Raw genomic sequence first — 22,772 nt, 5'->3', positions numbered from 1 at the left:
CTCATTGAGTCTGACCGTCGCCCGACGGACAGCTTGGCAAGGTCCAGCTGAACAGGTCAGCGCCCGACTACCTGGATCTCCTTGACTGTGATTGCCGCAGTGGCCGTGTTGTCGGGACCGTCGATGTCTGGCTGCTGGACGCCGCCCAGCCACCATTGGACGGTCCAGCTGACAGTTGCGGTCATCGTGTAGCGGCCGGCTTTGCTGTACGACACCGTGCACGCATTCGCCGGGTCGGCTCCCTTGGACCACGGGACGCCGATGCCTGTACAAGACGGCGCCGTGCCCCCGTCGCCAGGATCGATCGCGACCTTCGGCACGATCTGCCATCGCAGCGCGTACCCGAACAACGCGATCTGCTTCGACTTCACGGCGTACGCGCTTGGATTGTAGTTGCCCTTGGCATCGGTCAGCCATACCCAGGTTGGGACGTTCACCACGTTGGCACCCGGCTTCGGGCTGACGGCGAGGTGGGTCGCCGGGAACGGTAGCGTTCCGGCAACCCAGTACATGATCTGCTCCGGCGTCGGCCGTGTCGGAGGCGGTGTCTTGAAGAAGCGGAATTCGATCCCCGCCCTGCGCATGAAATTCTGACGCTTCATGAAGGACGTGTCATCCCAGGTCCCGGTCTCCACCTCCCACTGCGCAAACGTCGCGTAGCTGCCGAACCTGCAGAACCGCACGTACCACTGCCCATCCTTGCCTGCCGTAGGCTGGCCAGGCTCCGGAACGTAATCAGGTTGCGGAACCCAGACGCACAAGGGCGGGTATCCGCCCTTGGTCCACGTCGTCCTGTGTTTCGGGTCATCAGAGCCACCATTGCCTGGACAACGCAAGGTTGTATCAACCGAACTACCCGACGTCTGAATACCGTGAGTTGGATCGCAGGCCTGTGAGGCGGCAGCTGCTGTATCGGCAGCCACGACACTCCCCAGCACGAGCAGCACAGCAAGGCCGATCCGGGCCACCTTCATTTCGTGCATCCGTACGACTTGTCTCCGGTCTGGGTGGAATAGACCATCCATCGCCCCTTGACCACCTTGAGCAGGTCACGCCTGGAGATCTTTCCGCCTGGCTCGATAACCTTCCCGTTCTTGTCGACACCCCTGAGTCCGTCGACCACACAGGCCGTAACGGTCGCCGTCGCGGGCTTCGCTGTCAGGTCGATGTCGCTGACCCTCGACTCGAGCAGTAGCGACCTTCCTGTGATCTTGACCCTGCGAATCCCCTTGAGGACTGTCTGGTTGTCCCTGGCTGCGGTGAGCGCGGGACCTACCATCACACCGTCATAACGGTAGGTGGCCCCGCCGTACTGAAGCCCCTTGGTGAAGGTCGCATAGAAGACGGCATAAGCCGCGAGAACCTGTTTCCGCGCTGCCGTAGTCGGATCGAGTGGAGTCGGCTTCGGGATTGCGGTCGGGGCCGTAACCGGGGTGCTCGGGACGATCGGCGTTTGGTTGCTCGCTACCACAGGTTTATCGCTGCCGCCGCAGGCTCCGAGGGTCAGCAGCAAGCCCACTGCTACCGCCGTGGCGCGGTACCTGTTCACTCAGGCCTCCCCGAAAGTCTGATACAAACACCTGATTGTAGGTGACAGTTGGTCCTCAAGCGGTCGCCAAAAGTTGCAGGAAGATGCAACTGTTGGTGACCGAGAGCTGACCGGCAGTCGGGATACCCTGGCTCGGAACAGAGGCTCAGTCGCACGCCGAGCGGGGGCGGGCGCGATTTGTCATGACGAAGTGCCCGCTGATGTTTTGAGGAGAGCGGGTCAGATGTCCAGCACAGTCGGCACGGAGTCCGCTGATCGCCAGCGCCAGCGAGAGCAGCGCAGAGCCGGCACGTCGGGATCCTCAGGCACCCGATTGCCAACTGCGCCGCGGCGCCGGCGCCCTGCCGTGGCGGCATTGGCCGCGCTACTTGTCGTCGGAGGAGCCCTCGTCGCGGGCGTTCTGGCCGTAAGGATGGATGAGAGGCAAGCCGTCATCCAGGTCTCCCAGGACGTCGGTGTGGGGCAGAAGATCACCACCGCCGACCTCACGGAGGCCCGCGTGGCCGCGGACGTACCCGGCCTGGTTCCCGCCTCCCGAGCACAGGAGGTCGTCGGCCTCTTCGCAAAGGTTGCGATAAGCAAGGGTCAACTGCTCGACAAGTCAATGCTGACACGTCAGGGACCTTTGCAGCCGGGCAAGGCCGCGGTGGGAATCGTGCTCGCCGCCGGACGGACACCCGCCGATGGTCTGGCTTCGGGAGATCTTGTGGAGCTCGTGCGCATCGGCCAGGGCTCTGTGCCGTCCGCCGTGATCGCCCAGGCTACGGTCCTGGCTGTAAGCCAGGACAACGAGAAGAGCTCCGCCCTCGGCGACCAGTCCTCATCGAGTTCCGGGCCGACAGCGACTGTTCTGGTCGATCGGACGGACGTCCAGGCCGTGACTGATGCCTCCGGCAACAACAAGATCGCTGTTGCGCTCCTGCAGCGGGGAACCTCGCTGGAGGGCAAGTAGTGGGTCTCTACGTCCTCGCGGCCGCCAAGGGCTCCCCTGGCGTCACTACGTCGTCGGTTGTGCTGGCGAGCATCTGGCCGGGCGAGCCGATTCTGGCCGATCTTGACCCGGCCGGCGGCGACATCGCGCTGCGCTATCGAGACAGCTCCGGAGTCCCACTGGATCCGGACCGTGGATTGCTGTCTCTCGGTGCCGCCGTTCGGCGAGGGGTCGCGGAGGTCCAACTGTCCGATCACGTGCAGCAGATCGCCGGCGGTCTCGAGGTCCTGACCGGTGTCATCTCCCCGGACCAGGTCCAGGGTCTCGGTCCGACCTGGCAGCATCTGGCCCGGTCGCTGCGTTCGGTCCCTGACCGTGACGTGATCGCCGACTGTGGACGGCTGACGCCGGGTGCGGCGACCATACCGGTGTTGCAGAGTGCCGACGCCGTGCTGATGCTGGCGAGGCCAACCCTGGAAGGACTCTCGCACCTCCGCGAACTGATCCGCGGCCTGGCAGAGCTGCTGCAACTTGGCGGATACGACGCGGTTCCGGTAGGCGTCGCCCTGATCGCGTCTTATCGCGACTCGCGCACCCCCGCAGAAGTTCAGTCGATCCTGGATCAGGCCGGTCTCCGCGCGTCGGTTCTCGGGATCCTGGCCGACGATGCCAAGGCCGCTACCGCAGTCCGCACCGGAGACAGCGGACGGGTCCGGAACTCATTGCTCACGCGCTCTGCTGCCGAGATCCGAGACCGGCTCCTGACCGTCCGGCGCGACCTCTCCGGCGCCGTCGACAGAACGGTGCAGCAGACTTCCGGTGCTGGAGGGCCGTTCTGATGGATCAATCTCTCGTCCGCAGCCTGCGCGAAGAGGTCGCGGAGGTACTGGCCCGCCAGCGCCGTGAGGACACGGCCAACGGCTTGCCGCAGATGAACGCCGAGGACGAGCGGCAGTTCGCCCGCGCAGTTGTAGGCCGGGTCCTCGAAGCACACGCCCGGGGCGAGCTTGCCGCCGGCCGTACTCCCCCAACGGCATCGGAGGAGCAAGAGCTTGCCGACGGCATCCATGCCGCCCTGTTCGGAGTTGGACGTCTGCAGCCGCTGCTGGACGATCCGATGGTTGAAAACGTGGATATCAACGGCTGCGATCGAGTCTTCATCGGGTACGCCGACGGCCGTGAGGAACGCGGCGCACCCGTCGCCGAGAACGACGACGAACTCGTCGAGCTGATCCAGACACTGGCCGCTTACTCGGGACTCGCCAGCCGCCCGTTTGACGCCGCCAACCCACAACTGGACCTCCGGCTGCCCGACGGCAGCCGACTCTCGGCGCTGATGGGTGTCGTCCCTCGCCCGTCACTCTCGATCCGGCGGTCGCGGCTGTCTCGAGTAAGGCTGGAATCGCTCGTCGAGTACGGCACCTTGAGCCCTGAGCTTGCCGCATTCTTGTCGGCGGCGGTCAGTGCCCGGAAGAACATCATGATCGCGGGTGCCACCAACGCAGGGAAGACCACGTTGCTCCGGGCGCTCGCGAACGAGATTCCGCCGGACGAGCGGCTGATCACTGTCGAGCGAGCTCTGGAACTCGGACTCGGCGAGTTCGAGGATCTACATCCGAACGTTCTGTCCATGGAAGAGCGCCTGCCGAACTCCGAAGGACAGGGCGCGATTGTCATGGGCGAGCTGGTACGGCGCAGCCTCCGTATGAACCCGAGCCGGGTCATCGTGGGCGAAGTTCTCGGAGACGAGATCGTCACCATGCTCAACGCGATGAGCCAGGGCAACGACGGATCGCTCTCGACGATCCACTCCAACTCGTCGCTCGAGGTCTTCAACCGAATCTGCACCTACGCGATCCAGTCTGCTGAGCGACTTCCTGCGGACGCGACAATGATGCTAATCGCGGGCGCGATCGACTTCGTCGTGTTCATCGAACGCCGCAACGAGTTCGCCGACGGTGGCGCCCTGCGCCGGATCGTCACCTCTGTCCGCGAGGTCAATGGTGTCGACGGCCGGGTCCTGTCGAGTGAGATCTTTGCCCAGGGCACCAACGGCATCGCAGTTCCCGCAGCGCCGATCAGTTGCCTCCCCGAATTGCAGGCGGTTGGATACCGCGGCACTGCGGCGGCGGGGTGGGCATCATGACTCCGTCCTTGTCGCTGATCCTGATCGTCCTCGCCGGCGCTGTTGTCGGCGGGGCGCTACTGGTGATGATCCTGGCGCTCATCCCGCGAGCGGAGTCGACCGAGGTCAAGCCACCTTCGGCGTTGTTGGCGGCACTGAAACGAGCCGGTATCCGCCTGCCGATCGCGATCGCCGTCGCGCTGCTTCTGTTGCTCCTCACCCGCTGGCCGGTCGCGGCGATCGCGGGCGGCGTCTTGGTCTTCGCCTGGCCGCTGCTCTTCGGCGGCGCTCAGGAGGAACGTATCGCCATCGCTCGCCTCGAAGGCGTCGCGAGCTGGACCGAGTCCCTGCGTGACACGGTGGCCGGAGCAGTCGGGCTCGAGCAGGCAATCCCGGCAACGGCCCATGCTGCTGCACCAGCCGTCGCCAAAGAGTTGACCGCTCTCGCGGATCGGCTACGCGTGCGCGTTCCCCTCGGCCAAGCGCTGCAACGGTTCGCTGACGAAATGAACGACTCCAGCGTCGACCTGATCGTCGCGACCCTCATCCTGAACTCGAGGCTCCGCGGTCCAGGTCTTCGGGACGTGCTGACGTCGCTGGCCGACTCCGCGCGAGCGGCCCTCGACATGCGCCAGCGAGTCAGCGCTGGACGCCGCAGTACGCGGAGAAGCGTACGGATCGTGATCGGTGTCGCGCTCGCCTTCGTGTTCGGCCTGTCGATCTTCAACCGTGCGTACGTCCAGCCGTACTCGAGCCCCATCGGCCAGGGAGTGTTGCTGCTGATCCTCGGCCTGTATGCGATCGGATTCATCTGGCTACGGCGGCTGGCGACGTTCGAAATGCCTGAACGCTTCCTGCACGCACGCGACCGCCTTCCTGATGCCGAAGGGGCTGGTCGCCGATGACACTGATCATGTTGTGCGGCGCAGTCGTGGGAGCAGGTCTGCTTCTGGTGATTCGGCTGGTGGACAGGTCCGCGCCGGAGGGCACGCTTGCGCTCCTGCAGCTCGACGCGGACCGGCGCCGGTTCCGTCAGGAAGTCAGCCTCACAGCTGACCGGCGGCACGAAGCGGAGTCGCTCCGCATGCGGCGGCTGGGCGCGACTCTCCGACGGGAACTCGAGGCCCGAGGCGTTCAGCTTCCTGCGTCCGTTCGTGCTGACCTCGGCGTCACTGGGCGCTCTCTTGAGACGCACCTGGCGTCAACCCTGACCGCGGGCGTCGCCGGGTTCTTCGTGCCGATCTTGCTGCTGGCACCGATCACCGTGCTTGCCGGCGGCATTCCCGTCGTGGTTCCGATCTGGTTGTCACTGCTCGGAGTGATCTTCGGTTCCCTGTTACCGACCGCCCAGTTGCGCTCTGTGGCGGCTGATCGCCGAAGAGACTTCCGGCACGTGGTCAGCTCGTTCCTCGATCTCGTTGCAATGAATCTCGCCGGAGGCCGCGGCGTACCAGAGGCACTGTCGTCCGCCGCTGGGATCAGTGACGGCTGGGCGTTCGTCCGGATCCGGGACACGCTCGAGACGGCGAGACTGCAGGGCATCACGCCGTGGGCCGCGCTGGGCGAACTCGGGGACGAGCTGTCGATCGACGAACTGCGGGATCTCTCGACCGCGCTCGCACTGGTGGCTGAGGACGGCGCCAAGGTCCGCGAGTCGCTGACTGCCCGGGCGGTATCCATGCGGCGCCGCGAACTGGCCGAAACCGAAGGCAGGGCCGAGACCCGGTCGCAGTCGATGCTGATGGCACAGATGCTGCTAGGCGTCGGCTTTCTGCTCTTCTTGGCATATCCAGCGGTGGCCCGGGTGATGGGCCTGTGACCACCCCAAGGAAGGAACGACGATGACATATTCGACGCAGCAAGCGCTGCTGTACGCCCGGGTGCTGATCAGCGGCCGTATCGCGACTGCTCGCAAATCCGAGCAGGGTGTCTCGGTGGTCGAGTGGGTGTTGATCTCAGCACTCGTCGCCGGCATCGCACTCGGCGTTGGCTACATCCTCTACAAGAAGCTGACCGGCAAGGCTGAGAACCTGCCGCTCGGCTGACTGCGAGCGGTTCGACGATGGTACGACGACGGGGCCGGCTGCATTCGGAGCGCGGGACGAGCACCATCGAGCTGGTGATCTACGCACCGATCCTGATGCTGTCCATCTTCCTCACGATCCAGTTCTCGCTGATCTTCCTCGGGAACCAAGCGGCTGCCTCGGCAGCCCGGGAGGCGGCACGAACCGCTCGTACCACTCTAGATCGAAACGCTGCCGAGGCAGCCGGCTCCGACTATTCGGCGAAGATCGGCAACGGCATTCTCGAGGATGTCACCGTCACCGTCGAGCCGGTCGGTACCCAACAGGTCCGGGTGGTAGTTACCGGACACGCACTCAAGATCACGCCGTTCATCGATCCGCCGACTGTGAAACAGGTCGTCCAAGGCCCCTTGGAGGAGTTCCGTGAAGACCGCTGACCGTCGCCGCGACCGCGGCTCGATGTCGGTGGAACTCGTCATCCTGTTCCCAGTGATGGTGGCTTTCACCTTGCTGGTCGTGGCCTGCGGGCGTTATGTCGCGGTCCGCGGCGATATTGAGGCCGCCAGCCGCGATGCCGTCCGGGCCGCCTCGCTGGAGCGCACGCAGGACGCTGCCGAGCGAGCAGCCGACGGAGTCGCAGCGGCTGCACTGGAACATCCCGAGCGCTGCCAGCGGGTTCAGTTGAGCGGTGATTTCATTGCCGGAGGCACCATAACCGCCACCGTGACCTGCGATGTCTCATACGACGGTCTGGGACTGATCGGAATACCCGGATCGAAGCGGCTCAGCGCGACCAGTTCCGCGCCGCTGGACACCTACCGGAGGACCGGATGAGGCGGCGGAGTGAGCACGGATCGGCGACCATCTTCCTGCTCGGTTTCGCCACCGTACTGCTGGTCGGCGCCGGCCTGGTCATCGACGGCGGACTCGCACTGAACGGCCGCCAGCGCATCGCCGATGACGCCGAACAGGCATCCCGGTACGGCGCCAACGCCATCGACGAGGCGTCATTGCGCGGTCAAGGACAGGTGGTGGTCGACACGGACGCTGCTGTTGCGAGAGCAACTTCGTTCATGGCCGACAAGGGATACCGCAACATCTCCGTCTCGGTCGACGGCGACAAGGTGACAACCTCCGCGGAAGGCAGCGTCGACACCGCACTGCTCTCGTTGGTCGGTATCAACTCGTTCACGGTCCGGGGCGAAGCAACCGCAGAAGCTGTCGAGGGACGGTAGGAAGGCATCATGAGTCGAACGCCAAGCCCAGAGCGATTCCTCCAGGCCGAGCATGAGCCGCGGAAAGAACGCTCAGTCGGCCAGGCCCTGCTCGCAGTGCTGGTCCTGCTCCTACTCGTGGTCGCAGTCCCGGTCGCATTGGTCGCCTTCACCGGCCCACCGCCGTTTCCGCACAGTTGGCCGACGAGGGACACCCTCACAAGCCCGATTGGCGTAGATACCCTTCTGACGATCCTCACCTTTGTTGTGTGGCTCGCGTGGCTCCATTTCGTAGTCTGCGTCGTCGCCGAGTTCAGTAGCGCCATTCGGGGACGGGGGGTCCCACGATCGATTCCTCTCGGCGGAGGCAGTCAGCGCATTGCGCGGGTCCTGGTCAGCGCGCTGATCGTCACCGGGATCGCAGCTGGCCAGGCGTCTGCCGGAACCACAGGGCACGAACCGGCACCGCGACCGACTCACACGGTGTCTGTCACCCATCAAACGGCGCAAAGTGCCGGAACAACGTCCGAGCACCAGGTCGACTCGGTACAAGCCGTGGCCACCAGCAACAACCCACTGGCGGGCAAGAAGGTGTACGTCGTCAAGGCACCCCACACGCATCGCCACGACAGCTTGTGGGACATCGCGGAAAAGCATCTCGGGGACGGCCGCCGATACACCGAGATCTACGAACTCAACAAGGAACGGGTGCAACCCGACGGACAACGACTGCACCTCGCGCGCCTGATCATGCCGGGCTGGAATCTCATCATGCCTGAGGACGCGGTGGGTGTGTCGCGGATCCCGGTGCAGCACGTTCAGGAACAGCATCCCGAAGAGACACGAACAAAGGGCTCGGCTGAGGTGCACCACCGCGTCACCGCCGACGAGCACGGCAGCCAGGCGAGTCACGAAGACCAGGCAGGAAGCGATTCCGGCGTCGTCCAGACCGATGCACGATTCCGGCTTCCTTCCGACCTACTCGGTGGCGGCCTGCTCACCGCCGGCCTGCTCGCGCTCCTCCTCGCAGAGCGTCGCCGACGCCGCGGCAGCGACCCGGATCAGTCGGCGACAACAGCCGAAGTCGCCATCCGGGTCGGCGGCGACCCGAGCCGATCTCTCGCACTCGACCACGCCCTCCGCGCTCTTGGAGACCTCTGTGAGTCGAGCGGCGTGTCGCTGCCGCCGCTCTTCGCGGTGCTCGTCGACGACGAGTGGATCGAGCTTCTCCTCGCGCCCGCGCAGGGCAACGCTCCATGGCCATGGCAGGACGTCGACGACGGCCGGCGGTGGCGGATCGCACGCTCCGAGCTCGGACCGGACGTCGGCGGGCCGGCGCCGTACCCGGCGCTCGTCTGTCTCGGCCGTGACGAGGACGGGCGCGACGTACTCGTCGACCTCGAGGCGGCGAGCGGCGCCGTCAGCATCCACGGTGACGCGGTGGTCGCCCGCGAGGTCGCCAACTCGGTTGCAGTGCAGCTCGCGACCAACCCATGGGCCGACCTGCTCGAAGTCGCCGCCTGGTCGTTGCCCGACGGGCTCGACGAGATCCTGAGCGACCGGCTCCGGGTCATCCGCGACCTCGACGCGCTGCTGCCTGAACTCGAACAGGCCGATGAGCAGCCCGACGTGCTGACCGGCCAGGTCGCACGAGCCAACGACGAGATCCCGCAGTACGTCGTTCTCGGCGCCCCACCCAGCGACGACACCGCCGCCCGGCTCGCAGCACTCGCGAGCCGCCGCCGGAGCGGATTCGGCGTGCTCGTCGCAGGTGCGGTGACCGGCTCCCGGTGGCAACTCTTCGTCGACGAGTCCGGGATGCTGCGAGTTCCGGCTCTCGACCTCATCGTCCGCGCGAGCCGCCTGACCGAGAACTCACTCGACCTGGTGACCGACCTGCTGGCCTCCGCACGAAGCACCACAGCCGCAGATCCGACTGGGCAGCTACGCGTCCCGCAGAGCGGACGGGCCGGCGATGATTCGAGTTGGGTCACCGCCAACGTCCGGGTAGGGGTCCTCGGTCGACTCGATGTACGGTCTCCCAATGTGATCGAGCCTGCTCGGTTGCCGCTGGCAACCGAAGTTGCCACGTTCCTCGCGCTGCACCCCGGCGGTGTTCACCCGAGTGTGCTCGCAGCCTCGGTATGGCCGAGTGGGGTCACGGCCGAGGTGCGCGATGCAACCGTGCAGCGGGTCCGGGAATGGCTCGGCACTGACTCACAAGGCGCGCACCAGTTGCGAGCCGACGCGACCGGTCGCCTGCATCTGGGGCCGGAAGTGGCCGTCGATTGGGACTGCTTTTGTGAGCTGGTACGCCGCAGCAGAACTGCGCAAACCACACGTGACGAACGAGAACTGCTCCGAAGGGCGATGCATCTCGTCCGTGGCTCTTTCCTCAGCAATCGCAACGCTGCGACCTACTCCTGGCTCGCGAGGGTGCACCTCGAGCGCGTCGTACCCGATCTGGTCATCCACGCGGCGCACCGACTTGCGGAGCTCTCTCTCGGCGACGACGACCCCGCCGGCGCCGCAAACGCTGCCCGGGCCGGCATACGGCTCGCCGTGAACTCCGAGCGCCTCTGGCAGGACTTGTTGGTCGCCGAGTACCGCAACGGCGGTCACGCGGCCGCTGAGCAGGTTGTGCAGCTTCTGGGTGAATCGGCACAGGCTCAGGGACTGACGCTCAGCTCGGAGACCCAGTCTCTGATCGAGGAGCTCCTGCCCGGCCGAACGACTGCCCAGCGCGTGAGCTGAGCCCGGATCACCGCGAGTACCAGGCAGCAGAAGGCGACAGGCAGCCGAGTCGGTGAGTTCCGCCTCTCTCCGTCTTGCAACTTCCTGCAATTCTCAGGTTGCGATTCGTGACGGCATGGGATAGTTGCTGGCCAGACACAATGATCACGGGCCGTGACCCCTCGGTAACTACAATCTAGGTTGCATCGATACGGGGAGAGCGGGATGTCGTTAGCTCGGACGTTGAGCGGCGCAGTTCTTGCGGCTGGGCTTGTCACTGGCCTGGGAGCGTGCGGCGGCCAGGCTGACACTGCTGCGCAGGCGCCTGAGACGCCGCTGGTTCCGACCAGCAGTTCACCGACCTCCGTGCGTCCGTCACCGGCACCGGCCGACCCGACCGTGGCTGCGAAGGCCAAGATCATGGCCGACTACAAGGCATATGTCGCAGCGCGATCAAACGGAACGGTGACCAACAAGCCGTCCTATCCGTATGAACAGGTCATGACGGGTAACGCACTGTCGGTCTTGAAATCCCTACTCACTGGTGCCTATCTCGGCGGGACGACGTATGGCGGCAGCATCCGCTTCGTCAAAGGCCACGTCGCGGCCCTGAATCTGAAGTCCAAACCGGCCACGGCGACCGTCTACGGCTGCGTCATCGACAACCTGACTGCGACCAGTAAGAGCGGCAAGATCAGAAGGTCAGGGGGCATTCAACTGTCCACGCACGACCAACTGGTGCTCGTCGGTGGACGGTGGAAAACGACCGAGACGCATTCGCTCAACAAGGGAGCGCCCGGATGCGCCTGATCAAACCCTTCACTCTCGTAGGTGTCGGAGTGATCGCCGGCGCGGCGATGCAATGGCTGCCGGCATCTGCAAGCGTGACGTGCGATGCTCCTAGCGGCTCGATCCTCAGCAACCAGGACACCAGCACTGCGAACCTGGACTGCCCAGGATCTCCCACAAAGAACAATCCCGCAGAACGGCAAGAACACCAGGTCGACCAGCCACGGCAAGCCAGCGTGCGTCTGGGTGCCCAAGCCGGACTACCAGGGCCTGCCAAGTGAACCGGTCGAGGGCCACGGCGGTCACTGGTATCAGAAGTTCCGCGCCTTCGGGCAGTACAAGACGATCGCCGACTTGCAGCGCGCCCTTGCGAACATCGATGTCGCGAACACCCGGCAGAACGGACTCATCCGCCGGGCCGGGCTCGAGATCCGATTCTTCAAGACACCGCCGGCGGTACCGCGACGGACGCCCTTGCAGGTCATGCAGTCAGTGGTCGACTCGTTGCCATTCCCGAAGACCTACCTAGCTGTGAACCCGATCGCGACCCGGCAAGTCATCGGAGTCCCCACCTGGGTCTGGCTCACCGACGACCAGGGCCACTACGTGCCGACTCGCTACGAGCAGAAGACAAAGACGATCAGGCTCGAAGGCTACGCACTGCAGTGGCGCATCGTCCCGCAGATCAACCTGGCCCCCGGCGACCGCGGCCCATCGCAGCCCTGCGACGGCGCCGGGATCCCATGGTCCGCCTCCGCCGCAGACGACCCCGCAGCCTGCACCGTCACCTACGAGCAGAGCGGCAGCTACACGCTGACCGCCAGCGTTGGCTGGACGGTCCAGTGGTGGCTCGCCGGTGCACGCCAGCAAGACCTCACTGGCCCTACCAATACCGCGACACGCCAGGTCACGGTCAGCGAAATCCAGACCGTGACACGCTGACGAACCACCAGTCGATGCCGCGCCCGAGGACTGGACGCTGAGGCTCGTTCTAGGCCGGGCTGTGCCCGTTCCGCTGTCCTACCGCGAAGAGCAGCGGACTGGCATATGTCAGCTCAGGCAAAGGGTCCGCGAACTCAGCCGACGCGAGTGCAGTCGCCAGGGGAGATGGGCTTTGCAGGCTTGCTGGAAGGCAAGTCGTGCTGAAGTGCGCGTCCAACACATCGAGCAGCCAGCCGCCAGGGCCTGTGAGGCCGTATATGTCGATCTTGGAACTCACTGGGCTGAGCTCGGCTTCCAACTCAGCGACGGTATGACACGCCGCGGTCCGTTCGGGGATGTCCCAGTCGGTGGACTCGGAGCTCGATGGCTGCAGCAGGAGGTTGGTCAGCGTCGCTCCGATGAGACGAGCCATTCGGTTGATCGCGACGACAGCAAGTAGGCCGCCCGGCCGGAGGACCCTGGCGGCCTCTCGGATCACGGAAGAGCGCTCAGAGAACTCTCCGAGGGAGTACATCGGACCTGTCATCAAGACGACGTCGACGCTGTCTCGCTTCCACGGCAACGGACCTTGCGTGCCCGACCGCTTCATCCCCAGTCCATTGGAGATCTCATCCGCAACCCCGAGAACCTCAGCCTCATAGCCGTCCCGAAGCAGCCGACTCACATCGCTTCCAGGCCCTCGGCCTACTACAGCGACCCGGCCCGGCGCCGGGCACATGTGTCTTCTCAGCAACTCATGAACCCGTTGCTCCGCGAGACGCTGGCGTAGCCCAGGCGATGTCCAGTGGCAGCCCTCGTGTTCGCATTGGTGGCAGTGCCCGCCAGCTCCGGATCGAGACAACGGCGTACCTCTCTAGTCTGGTCAGTGCGTGCCTCGACGGCTGCCGAGTGCGCTCATGTCTGCTGGTCCTCCAGACTTCCCACGTGCGCAAGACATCGCGACCCCACCCGTGGACATTTCCGACATCTGTGGCGCTTGACTGGGGCTGCCCCGGCGGGTCTGACTGGCACGAGTGGCTCGCTGACGACCTCGGAGCGATCCCTGATGCTGCTTAGCCACGGACACTGCCGGGATGGCGTTGACCCGTTTTGACGGACAGGTTTGATGTGGCTGGTTCACGCTACTTGTGCGGTGGTGGCGATGGTGGTCTCGTAGGTGGCGGGGCTGAGGTAGCCGAGGGTGGAGTGTCGGCGGCGGGTGTTGTACCAGCCTTAATGGCAACCGCGGGGACGCCTATACCAGCCAGTGGCCACCGAGTCAGGGCATCGAGAGCGGCGCCTTTGCGGACGGAGTGCTGTTGCCGGCGTGGAACCCGGTGACCAGGGCTGAGCCCGGACGTCGTGCATCACCAGGGCAAGATGCCGGTGGCAGCACCCCTGCCGCGAGGATGATCGCATCCTTGACACCAGCAGGGACCAGCCATCATCTTCATTAGACCTCGAGTCTCGAACGAGTTCGGGCGCTGCTGGTTGCGGGGCGAGACGGCTGGTGAGATGTCGTGCCCAGAGCACTGTCCATTAGGGCGCCGGTGCCCCGCTAGGGATCCAACGACGAGGAGATTCGGGTGCCGGCAGCAGGATGTGGGATCGACTGGGCAGAAGCCCACCACGATGTGGCGATCGTGGACCAACACGGTGCGGTCATCGTGGCTGAGCGGATCAACAATGACGCTGCGGGATTGGCGCGGTTGCTGGAGATTCTGACCGAACACGACCCGATCGAAGGCGCACTGGCCGTAGCGATCGAGACCAGCAAAGGTCTGCTCGTCGCAGGGCTACGTGCGGCCGGCCGCCGGGTATTTGCGATCAACCCTTTGGCGGTGTCGCGCTATAGGGATCGTTACCGGTCGTCGCGAGGGAAATCGGATGCCTTCGACGCCATGGTGTTGGCCAACATCATGCGCACCGACCGCGACGCGCACCGGCCCTTGCCAACCGACAGCGTTGGAGCGCAGGCACTTCAGGTACTGACCCGCGCGCAGCAGGACGTGATCTGGGACAAGATCACGTTAACCAACCGGATCCGATCTCTGCTCAAGACATTCTTCCCGGCCGCGATCGCAGCGTTCGAGCGTGGTGGTAGGCATCGTCTGGATTCGGCTCCCTGCCGCGTGATCCTGGCTGCGGCGTGCACACCGCAGGCCGCCCGGGCACTGTCGACAGGGCAGCTGGCGGCGCTGCTCAGGCGTGCCGGTCGGCAACGCGGCATCGACGCCGAGGCCCTGCTGCTCCGCGAGTTGTTGCGCAGCGAACAGATTCGTCAGCCGGAGAATGTCGAACAGGCCATGGGCATGCAACTACGGGGTCTGGTGCGGCAGTTGGACGCGGTCTGTCAGGTCCTGGCCGAATTGGAGGAACAGATCGATCTCGCGTTCGGCGCGCATCCCGATGCCAAGGTTGTGGCCAGCTTTCCTGGTCTGGGGACCGCGCTCGGTGCTCGGCTTCTGGCCGAGATCGGCGATGACCGCACTCGGTTTGCTGATGCGCGGGGGCTGAAGGCATTCGCTGGCGCCGCGCCGGTCACGCGGGCGTCGGGCAAGTCCAGCTTCGTACACGCTCGGCGAGCCAAGAACGACCGGATCGCCGCGACCGGATACGTCTGGGCTCTCGCGGCCATCCGGCATGACCCCGACTGGGAGGCCCGCTACCGGGCCCGCCGGGCCGCAGGTGACCGGCACGCCGCCGCGCTGCGCAACCTGTTCAACCTCATGCTCGGCAAGCTGCACCATTGCCTGGCTACCGGTCAGGTCTACGACGCCTCCACTGCGTTTCCACCACGGATGCCAACCGAAGATCAATCAACTGCGGCTTGACAAGTTGAGTTGGTGAGATGTCTCGATGTAGTCGAAGATCGCGCTGGTTGCGGCTGTGTGGGTCGGCCAGGTGTGGCGGTGGATCAGTTCGGTTTTCAGGGTCGCGAAGAATGACTCGGCGACAGCGTTGTCCCAGCACTGGCCGCGGCGGCCGACCGACAAGGTGATGCCTAGATCTCTTGCCAGGTTGGCGTATTGAGTCGATGTGTACTGACAGCCACGATCGGAGTGAAAGACCACGCCGGGTGTAGGGCGGCGTCTGGTGACTGCGTTGGTGAGGGCGTCGGCGACCAGGTCGGTGCGCAGATGATCGGCGACGGCCCAGCCGACGACCCGGCGGGAGGCGAGGTCGATGACGGTGGCCAGGTAGAGCCAGCCTTGCCAGGTCTGGATGTAGGTGATGTCGCCACACCAGCGGGTATCCGGCGGCGCGGGCTGGGCGGGGTCGAGGCCGAAGGCGCGGCCGATCAGGTCCGGGCGTCTGGCGGCGGGCGGGTCGGGGGTGGTGGTCTTCTTCCACTGTCTGGGTGCTCGCCTGTACCGGCCGGCGGCTCGCATCAGGCGCCCGACCCGCTTGCGGGAACACCGCTCGCCTTGGGCACGCAGTTCGTGATGGACCCGCGGTGAGCCGTAGGTCGACTTCGAGTCGTCGTGGATCTCGATGATCTTGACGGTCAGCTCCGCATCGCGCAGATAACGACGTGACGGGCCGGCGGCGCGGGCGGTGTAGTAGGCGGAACGAGAGACCTTCAGCAGCTCACACGCCCGTTTGACGTTGTGGTTGCCCTGCTTTCCGCCTCGATGAACGGGTAGACGTTCACCGGGTCTCCTTGACACGAAGAAAGCCGTGGCCCGCTTGAGGATCTCGACATCCTCACGCAGCCGGCGGTTCTCGCGCCGAAGCTGCGCCAGCTCGTCGCGCTCGGTCGTGGTCATGCCGTCGTCGGGGGTGCCGGCATCGAGTTCGGCCTGCTTTACCCATGCGCGGACCGCGGTCTCGGTCAGATCGAAATCCTTCGCGACCTGACCCACCGTCCGCTCACCGCGCTGACACAACTCCACGATCTCGGCCTTGACTCAGGCGTGAACGAACGACGAGGCCTTGGCTTCTTCTTGCCCATGGACTCCATGATGAACATCCTTCCGGAGCAACCGCTCCCGATCTCGGATGTCCCTCAAAACGGGCCAGGTCCAATCTGTGTGAGTGAGGCCCCGGCCCGCAACCCCGCCACGACGACGGCGTCACGTCATACCGTCTAGGGCGGTCACGGATCAACCGTGAGGTTAGCGGAGAGGCAACGGCCCGAGCTTCGCACCAGCCTGATCGAGCAGTATGCGGAGCCGCGGGAAGAGTGGCCAGGCCTACCAAGGGGGCGACTCAAGAACGCTGTTTATGCTGCCGTCGAGCGCGAATCGGTTGGCGCGTGCTTTGCGGCTGAGGGCGCTCGTCACGTTGTCGGGATGTTGTTCGAGCTTCTCAAGGAGATCCTGAGATAGGTCGTTCCGCGCCGACTCGGTGCGGGGTTGTGCCGTGACGGTCAGCATGTAGGCCATGGCTCGTGCGGCAGGGTAGAACTCCGGCGACTGCAGCTGGCGGCTTGCGGCCAGGAGTTGCAGCCGACTGTCGATCATCTCGCGCAGATCGTCGATTCCATCTCTTGAGCTCTGGGCGCCGAGACAGTCGCCGATCGCGAACAGTGATGCGTGCAGTTCGGTGAGATCCGCATGACTTGGCCCGTCGCGCATCGCGCGATCGTGGGCACGAATGAACGCACCGGCAAGAATTCGAATGGTGGCCTGCGACGTGTTCTGCAGGAATCCGACGGCGAAGATAGCGCGGATCCGCAGCCAGGCGTCCTCGTCACCCAGTTCCTCGAGAACCTTACCCATCGCCGTCACGATCGGGCCGGTCATGCCGCCGGCGACCAGGGTGTCGATGGCCTTGCGCCGTTCGACCCCGGCGTTCTGCAGCAGGGTGTGCAGGAACAGTGTTTTGGTTCCGGGCAACAGGACCGACGGGATCGCGGTGTGGTCGAGCGACTGCGCGATCGCCTTGATCTCGGCAAGCCACGGGTGACGGACGTCCGGCCAAGCGTTGCAAGTAGCAACTTTCGTCTCGACGACGTACTCCAGAGTCGCGGCGCCCCATTCCAGTCCGTGGGCGATGTCCGGCCGGTGCCTGGCTTCGCTGGTGCGGAAGTCGGAGATCAATGGCTCGAGGGTGCGTCTGGCCTGCTCGAGCTCGAGGGCCCGCTTGGCGTTGAGGGCGCGCTTGGCCTCGGGGGTCCGCTTGGCGCGCGTGGTGTGGCTGGGGCCCTGGACGGCCCTCTGCCACACTCCGTGAGCTGCCGTGCAGCGTTCTCTCAGGGTCGCATCCTGGTTGCGCGCGCGCCCTAGGAGGACATGCGTGACCCAGTCATCTGCTGCGGGCGACCATTCGTGCGGGACGGCGATCGCCAGCTCGAGGTCCAGTGATCTGCCGGGGTACAGGCTGACCTTGCGGAGCGTCTTCGCGCTCTCGGTGAGAAGTCGTCTTACCGTGGACAGTAGAGCCCGGTTTCCCGCGGAGTCCACGGGCGCACCGCTCGGGTCGCGCTCTGCGAGCCGAACGAGCTTGGTGTAGGCACGCCAAACTCTGAATCCCAACGGGGATTGGAGCAAGGCGTGCTCCAATTCGTCATTAACCAGCGTGAATGCGTACGGCCCAAGGCTGCCAAGCATGATCAGAGCATCGAAGTTCCTGAAGGTCGGCGGGGCCGCACCAATCAGAATCAGTTGTTTGATTAATCGGCGCATGCTGTCGGCGTATCGGCCGCGGACAGCCTCAATACGCTCAGCACTATTCGGAGCACGGCTAGCCGTATCGAAAGCTGCCAGCAACGCGGACGACCGAATCAAGACACCGAAGTCATTCTTGGTGTCGGTCAACAGCAACTGCCTGGTCCACTCCGGCGGAGTCTGGGCGGTGAGCATCTTTCGATCCGTGATCCGCCGCAGGCGACTCGCAAGTGACGTCAAGCTGCCGGCGCCACTGAGGTCGCCAGCCAGGGCAACAACCGTCTCGTCGAGCTCCCACAACCAACGATCCGTCGCGTGCTTCTTACCGTTTCGTATCCGAGAAAGGTCTCCAGCTCGCCCCGTACCTGGCCCTCCGGTCCTCGCCACCACGTTCTGCGCGATGCCTCGTTCCTCAAGCCCAGCGAGCTGTGTCGCAACGGCAAAGCTTATGAGCTGGTCAGGACTACTCACGTCGCTAACGTCTCGCTCTAGTCCCTTGTTTCCTGGCAGCCCATTCATTGTGCGAACTTAGCGCTGTTGTTGTGCGTACACCAGGGCCACGTTGTACCTTCTTCAACCGGCCGGATCATTCCGCACACCAATATGCCTCTGACCTGCGGAAACGTGACCTGTATCAGTGCGCCGAGGCTTGTGCGCATTCTCCGTATTCAGGCACTCTAAATGAAGCGACCCCCTCAGCCACTGGCCGAAAGGGGTCGCGACGAGAGCCAAAGACACCGAGCCCTGATCAGCAGTCGGAGCCGGCGCCCTCCACCACCCCAGTGAAAGGACACTGACATGGGTGACTCTCCCGAGAAACACAATAGGCTGAAGGACCGCTGGAGGCGAGACCTTCCCTGGCTCGGTTCCGGGAAGAATCCGTTCTGGCTGAGCGGCGGCCGATCCAACTGGACCTCACTCGTGTTCTATGTGGGCACTGCGGGCCTCACGCGCACGACGTTCCACACCGTCGGCTTGGCCAACCCCTGGGTCGTGGGGGTCGCCTACCTCGCCTGCTCTTTGATGGCGGGTGCGGCAGCGAAACTCACCGCAGAACGCATCCGGTTCTCCAAGATCTGCACGGCGATCCTCGGATTCGTCGCGTTCACCGCAGCTCCGACCCTTCCAGCCTTGGCACCCCAGCCCGTGACCTCGCACGCAACGTTGACCTTGACGATCCTGCCTCTGCTCCCGGGCGTAGGACTCCTACTGATCAGTGGCGCATCAGAGCTGCTCTGTCACCTTTACCCGGCCGACAAGGAGTGAGCCGACCGACCGCCTCCCGAGATCCAAACTCAGGCTCGTCCCGTCACTCCCGGGGCGAGCCTTCCTCTGTGCCCGCCCCTGATCCAGGCCTCAGTCTGTGACCTTGAGGTTGGTGAAACTGAACGCGGAACCCCAGGTCCTGATCGCCATAGCACCGAACTCGGCCGAGCCGCTGAACGCACCTGCGAGAGTACCGTCGATCGTCATCGTCATGTGGCTCCCGGTCGCATGGATCTCGATGTGATGTGGTTGCCTGATGTCTGGCGCGACGGCAGGCCTAACCTCGACGGACCAGGCGCCGGCCGGAAGCTCCGCCGGACGGACGAAGCTGCCCGCCGCCTCGAAGTCCGGCCGGGCCTCGTGCTCGTATTGGATGGAGGCGCCCTGCGGCTGGTCATTCACAACCGACGCTCTCGGAGCGACCGCGAATCCGTAGTTTCCGAGGTCCGTTTTCTCGGCGACGACCTCGTCGAAACTGATGTCGACGCGGCAACGGTTCTCAGCGTCGATGACTCCCCACAGCGCCTCGTACGGGTTCACTTCCGGCGGATCGATCCGCAGGCCGGAGCCGTCGTAGGACCACTCGAATCGCTGCCTTGAGAAGCCGAAAGGCTCGAAGGCCAACTGTGGGTTGGTCGGTGCAGGCGATGGAGAGTTCTGTTCACAGGCGTAGAAGGCGCTTTGGTTTGGAATGGCGGTGTCGATCACGTAGAGGCGTCTGTGCGGTTCGTTCCGCAGACCGGCTGTCAGCCCGGCCGCGATGTCCGCAGCGCTGCTCTTGCAGGAGGCATCGAAGTCGACGCTGTTGTAGATCTCGCGGCCGTTCTTCTTGATATCGAAGCCGTAGCTCGGGAACTTGTCGGTCTCCATCGTTACCTGCAACCGATCCGGAGACGTGAAGGCGAATCTGGCCGCACCGTCGATCGCGGGCGAGTGCGCCTGAATCGGGTTGGCCGAGGAGATCCACAGCTCCGCGGTCGTCGGCGAGATAGCCTTCACGCCTCCGTCCTTTGTCGCCTGCTTGACCAGGGGAGCATCACAGCCGTCTTCGAAGAGGTGCGTCGCGCCGATCTGGGTGATGGGTCCATCGCCGTCGAGGTCGGCCATCACTGAGCCATCCCAGTTGAAGGAGTATGTGATCAGTACGCGGTGGGAGCCGGCGTAGCCGACATGACCGTCGCCTCCGTATCGCTCGCTGTTCCATTCCTCAGGCCCGTTGATATAGGCGCCCTCCGGACACACCGACGGAGACCCGGGTCCGGCAGGCGCAGTCAACTGAGGTATCCAGGCCTTGAACTCGACCGTGTATTTATCGACCTTGTTCGAAGGCGATGGTCCTGTGTCCACGGTGGACGGGTGGCTTGTGCCGCCGCATGCCGATATGACCAGGACGATGGGACCAACGATCAACCCCGACATGCGTGTGACCTGTTGGACGGCCGCGGATTCTCGCAAAGCATTTTTCCACCCCCTCCCCCGACCGACCTATCGGCCGCACGCGCTGGTCCGTTACGCCAGTCACCGTCCTGAACGCCTGGCCGGACACCGCGCCGACTCATCTCGAACCCCGTTCGAGCTTTCCAGAACCCAGCAGGGACGAGGTCAGCTCCGCGGACCAAAGCTCTTTCGAATCGGGGCCTGGAGCCACGTGCGCCCGCACCACATCGTTGCTGTAACGCTGCGTACAGGTCGGCGATTAACCCTTTGGGGAAGGGAGACAACTCGGTCGAGGGGAACCGAGTGTCGCAGCATCTAACCAAAGGGGGGAACGGGTCGATGACTCGTGGGGGGTTTTTCGCGCTGGCGCTGAGTGTGTTCTTGACCGGGGCGGCGATCGGGGAGGTCGAGCCGGCAATTGCCGCGACCACCCAGGTCTCTTTCAACTATCCGAACTTCTCGAATCCGAGTGACTTGATTATGAACGCCGGAGCGGTGATCGTCGGTTCGGCCCTGAGACTGAGTGACCAGAACGGCTACGAGTCACGGTCGGCATGGCACGGCACCGCCGTCGACGGCACGCAGTCCTTTGAGTCGAAGTTCACCGTCGCGATGCAGCACGGCGGTCCGGATCTTCCCGCCGACGGGCTGGCGTTCGTGATCCAGTCCGCCGCGACAGGCACATCCACCGTCGGTGAGTACGGCGCCGGCATCGGCTACAGCGGGATCAGCCCGAGCGTCGACGTCGAGTTCGACGACTGGCAGAACGAGTGGGATCCGGACGCCAACCACATCGCGATCAGCACCAACGGCGAGGTGTCGACACCGTTGGTGCTGGCTCCGCCGCCGTTCCAGCTGTATGGCACGCCGTTGACGGCCTGGGTGAGCTACGACGCGACGGCCCACGTGCTCTCCGTTTACGCGTCGCCGAGCTCGGTCAAGCCGGCTTCGCCGGTCGTGTCGACGACGGTGGACGTCGGCTCGGTGCTCGGGACCGCACCGGCGTACGCCGGCTTCACTGGGGGTACGGGCAGCAATTACCAGGACACCGACGTGACCAGCTGGTCGTTCGGTGCGCCCGGTTCGCCGCCGGCCTCGGGTGCGGTCTATGTCGGCATGGGCGACTCCTATTCGTCGGGGGAAGGTGCGCCCAACGACGCGTACTTCCCCGAAACCTCGTTCTACGACCCCGAGACCGGCGGCCAGACAGGCTGCCACCGTTCCAAGACGGCCTACCCGCTCGCGGTGGCCTCACGGCTTGGCCTGCCAGGCGCCAAGTGGCAGTTCGTGGCCTGCTCGGGTGCGGAGATCAAGAACGTGTTCGGCGCCAACTCCAGCTACCCGATGGAGGTCGAAGGTCCGCAGATCGCCGCAGTGTCCCCACAGTCGACCAAGTACGTGACGATGACGATGGGTGGAAACGATGTGGGTTTCACCGACATCGTGACCGACTGCACCTACGATCCCGGGGATGTAGGTGATGGCCGACCGGGCTGCCGCAAGCCGGGTCGTCTCGGCTACAACCGCGCCGAGGCTGGTCTGCAGGACATGGGCGATGGGCGGCTGACGAAGCTCTACACAGCGATCGGTCTCCGGATGGCACCAGGCGGGAAGCTGATCGTGAGCGGCTATCCGCGCTTCTTCGGCGAGAACATCACGAGGTACGACCTGCTCCCTACGTCGAGCGGGCGCGTCGCGTACGCCGCATGCGTCGTCGGTCGCGTCAAGGTGGTGGGAAGCAGGATCTACCGCGTCGGCATCGAGTACAAGGACGCGAAGTGGATCAACTCGATCATCGACAGAGGCGACCAGTTGATCGAGAACGCGGCGATCGAAGCCAACGCGGCTCTCAAGCCTTTCGGAGTCTCGGTTGTCTACGCGCCGGCGGACCGCTACTTCCACAGCCATCGCCTCTGCGACGCGAACGACAACTGGATCAACGGCGCCATCTTCAACGGCTCGAATCACCACCCCGACCGTCGGAGTTTCCACCCGAACACCGACGGCCAGTTCGCCTACGCCAAAGCCTTCCTCGCCGTCATCCCGAAGCGATAAACACCATCAAGTCCGCCGCGAGGGCCCCGGCCCCCATCGGGGCTCTCGCGATGTCCATTGCGGTGGCCAAACAGACAGGCTGACGGTGCGACCGGTGATTACTTCCGACGGCTGAC

Annotated in this window: 21 protein-coding genes and 1 pseudogene; 15 read left to right on the top strand and 7 right to left on the bottom strand. The window is 64.8% G+C overall.

Going from position 1 to position 22,772, the window contains the following annotated elements:
* Positions 1-56: 56 nt before the first annotated feature.
* On the bottom strand, positions 57-974 hold the full coding sequence (locus ACQPYH_RS06315) for a hypothetical protein (RefSeq protein WP_432887926.1): 918 nt from the start codon (positions 972-974) through the stop codon (positions 57-59).
* Complete coding sequence (locus tag ACQPYH_RS06310; protein ID WP_432887923.1) at positions 971-1,549, bottom strand: hypothetical protein; 579 nt, start codon at positions 1,547-1,549, stop codon at positions 971-973. The genes ACQPYH_RS06315 and ACQPYH_RS06310 overlap by 4 nt, the downstream gene beginning before the upstream one ends.
* Before the next feature lie 412 nt (positions 1,550-1,961).
* Here ACQPYH_RS06310 and ACQPYH_RS06305 point away from each other — a divergent pair, with 412 nt between their 5' ends.
* The 12 genes from ACQPYH_RS06305 (at position 1,962) to ACQPYH_RS06250 (ending at position 12,307) form a co-directional block, all read left to right on the top strand.
* The gene (locus ACQPYH_RS06305; RefSeq protein ID WP_432887920.1) at positions 1,962-2,501 is read left to right on the top strand and encodes an SAF domain-containing protein; all 540 of its coding nucleotides are present in this window, start codon (positions 1,962-1,964) and stop codon (positions 2,499-2,501) included.
* A complete protein-coding gene (locus ACQPYH_RS06300) occupies positions 2,501-3,319 on the top strand; it encodes a hypothetical protein (RefSeq protein ID WP_432887917.1) in 819 nt (272 codons plus the stop codon). Before ACQPYH_RS06305 ends, ACQPYH_RS06300 begins: the two co-directional genes overlap by 1 nt.
* Positions 3,319-4,626, top strand: coding sequence for a CpaF family protein (locus ACQPYH_RS06295; RefSeq protein WP_432887914.1), 1,308 nt, complete (start codon positions 3,319-3,321; stop codon positions 4,624-4,626). Before ACQPYH_RS06300 ends, ACQPYH_RS06295 begins: the two co-directional genes overlap by 1 nt.
* Complete coding sequence (locus ACQPYH_RS06290; protein ID WP_432887911.1) at positions 4,623-5,510, top strand: type II secretion system F family protein; 888 nt, start codon at positions 4,623-4,625, stop codon at positions 5,508-5,510. The genes ACQPYH_RS06295 and ACQPYH_RS06290 overlap by 4 nt, the downstream gene beginning before the upstream one ends.
* The gene (locus tag ACQPYH_RS06285) at positions 5,507-6,424 is read left to right on the top strand and encodes a type II secretion system F family protein (protein WP_432887908.1); all 918 of its coding nucleotides are present in this window, start codon (positions 5,507-5,509) and stop codon (positions 6,422-6,424) included. The genes ACQPYH_RS06290 and ACQPYH_RS06285 overlap by 4 nt, the downstream gene beginning before the upstream one ends.
* A 22-nt stretch (positions 6,425-6,446) precedes the next feature.
* Positions 6,447-6,650 carry a hypothetical protein gene (locus ACQPYH_RS06280; protein WP_432887905.1) on the top strand — a complete coding sequence of 68 codons (204 nt, stop codon included), beginning with the start codon at positions 6,447-6,449 and terminating at the stop codon, positions 6,648-6,650.
* Between the two features lie 17 nt (positions 6,651-6,667).
* Positions 6,668-7,066 (top strand): TadE/TadG family type IV pilus assembly protein, encoded by a 399-nt coding sequence (locus tag ACQPYH_RS06275; protein WP_432887902.1) that lies wholly within the window; start codon positions 6,668-6,670, stop codon positions 7,064-7,066.
* The gene (locus ACQPYH_RS06270; protein WP_432887899.1) at positions 7,053-7,463 is read left to right on the top strand and encodes a TadE/TadG family type IV pilus assembly protein; all 411 of its coding nucleotides are present in this window, start codon (positions 7,053-7,055) and stop codon (positions 7,461-7,463) included. The genes ACQPYH_RS06275 and ACQPYH_RS06270 overlap by 14 nt, the downstream gene beginning before the upstream one ends.
* Positions 7,460-7,864 carry a pilus assembly protein TadG-related protein gene (locus ACQPYH_RS06265; RefSeq protein ID WP_432887896.1) on the top strand — a complete coding sequence of 135 codons (405 nt, stop codon included), beginning with the start codon at positions 7,460-7,462 and terminating at the stop codon, positions 7,862-7,864. The genes ACQPYH_RS06270 and ACQPYH_RS06265 overlap by 4 nt, the downstream gene beginning before the upstream one ends.
* 534 nt (positions 7,865-8,398) lie before the next feature.
* On the top strand, positions 8,399-10,597 hold the full coding sequence (locus tag ACQPYH_RS06260; RefSeq protein ID WP_432887893.1) for a BTAD domain-containing putative transcriptional regulator: 2,199 nt from the start codon (positions 8,399-8,401) through the stop codon (positions 10,595-10,597).
* Positions 10,598-10,819: 222 nt separating this feature from the next.
* A complete protein-coding gene (locus ACQPYH_RS06255) occupies positions 10,820-11,386 on the top strand; it encodes a hypothetical protein (protein ID WP_432887890.1) in 567 nt (188 codons plus the stop codon).
* Positions 11,387-11,611: 225 nt separating this feature from the next.
* Positions 11,612-12,307, top strand: coding sequence for a hypothetical protein (locus tag ACQPYH_RS06250; RefSeq protein ID WP_432887887.1), 696 nt, complete (start codon positions 11,612-11,614; stop codon positions 12,305-12,307).
* Positions 12,308-12,356: 49 nt separating this feature from the next.
* Here the strand turns inward: ACQPYH_RS06250 and ACQPYH_RS06245 are convergent, their stop codons facing one another.
* Positions 12,357-12,719 carry a hypothetical protein gene (locus ACQPYH_RS06245; RefSeq protein ID WP_432894698.1) on the bottom strand — a complete coding sequence of 121 codons (363 nt, stop codon included), beginning with the start codon at positions 12,717-12,719 and terminating at the stop codon, positions 12,357-12,359.
* 704 nt (positions 12,720-13,423) lie between these two features.
* Positions 13,424-13,489, bottom strand: a pseudogene (locus tag ACQPYH_RS06240) (hypothetical protein); the annotation flags it as partial.
* 383 nt (positions 13,490-13,872) lie between these two features.
* On the opposite strand from ACQPYH_RS06240, the gene ACQPYH_RS06235 reads away from it, so the two are divergent.
* On the top strand, positions 13,873-15,120 hold the full coding sequence (locus ACQPYH_RS06235) for an IS110 family transposase (RefSeq protein WP_432875104.1): 1,248 nt from the start codon (positions 13,873-13,875) through the stop codon (positions 15,118-15,120).
* Here the strand turns inward: ACQPYH_RS06235 and ACQPYH_RS06230 are convergent.
* Positions 15,106-16,152: an IS3 family transposase gene (locus tag ACQPYH_RS06230; RefSeq protein ID WP_432887884.1), complete on the bottom strand. Its 1,047-nt coding sequence runs from the start codon at positions 16,150-16,152 to the stop codon at positions 15,106-15,108. The two genes, ACQPYH_RS06235 and ACQPYH_RS06230, sit on opposite strands and share 15 nt — an antisense overlap.
* Positions 16,153-16,482: 330 nt before the next feature.
* Positions 16,483-18,198, bottom strand: a complete 1,716-nt coding sequence (locus ACQPYH_RS06225; protein WP_432887881.1) for a hypothetical protein — start codon at positions 18,196-18,198, stop codon at positions 16,483-16,485.
* A gap of 498 nt (positions 18,199-18,696) precedes the next feature.
* On the opposite strand from ACQPYH_RS06225, the gene ACQPYH_RS06220 reads away from it, so the two are divergent.
* Positions 18,697-19,164 carry a hypothetical protein gene (locus tag ACQPYH_RS06220; protein WP_432887878.1) on the top strand — a complete coding sequence of 156 codons (468 nt, stop codon included), beginning with the start codon at positions 18,697-18,699 and terminating at the stop codon, positions 19,162-19,164.
* 90 nt (positions 19,165-19,254) lie between these two features.
* Here the strand turns inward: ACQPYH_RS06220 and ACQPYH_RS06215 are convergent, their stop codons facing one another.
* The gene (locus ACQPYH_RS06215; RefSeq protein ID WP_432887875.1) at positions 19,255-20,271 is read right to left on the bottom strand and encodes a hypothetical protein; all 1,017 of its coding nucleotides are present in this window, start codon (positions 20,269-20,271) and stop codon (positions 19,255-19,257) included.
* A 669-nt stretch (positions 20,272-20,940) separates the two neighbouring features.
* Here ACQPYH_RS06215 and ACQPYH_RS06210 point away from each other — a divergent pair.
* Positions 20,941-22,656 (top strand): lectin-like domain-containing protein, encoded by a 1,716-nt coding sequence (locus tag ACQPYH_RS06210; RefSeq protein ID WP_432887872.1) that lies wholly within the window; start codon positions 20,941-20,943, stop codon positions 22,654-22,656.
* The last annotated feature ends 116 nt before the right edge of the window (positions 22,657-22,772 follow it).

Source organism: Kribbella sp. CA-245084 (genome assembly GCF_050942355.1).
Taxonomy (GTDB): Bacteria; Actinomycetota; Actinomycetes; order Propionibacteriales; family Kribbellaceae; genus Kribbella.
The sequence above is the reverse complement of the archived record's forward strand: the minus strand, read 5'-3'. Positions and strand labels throughout refer to the sequence as shown.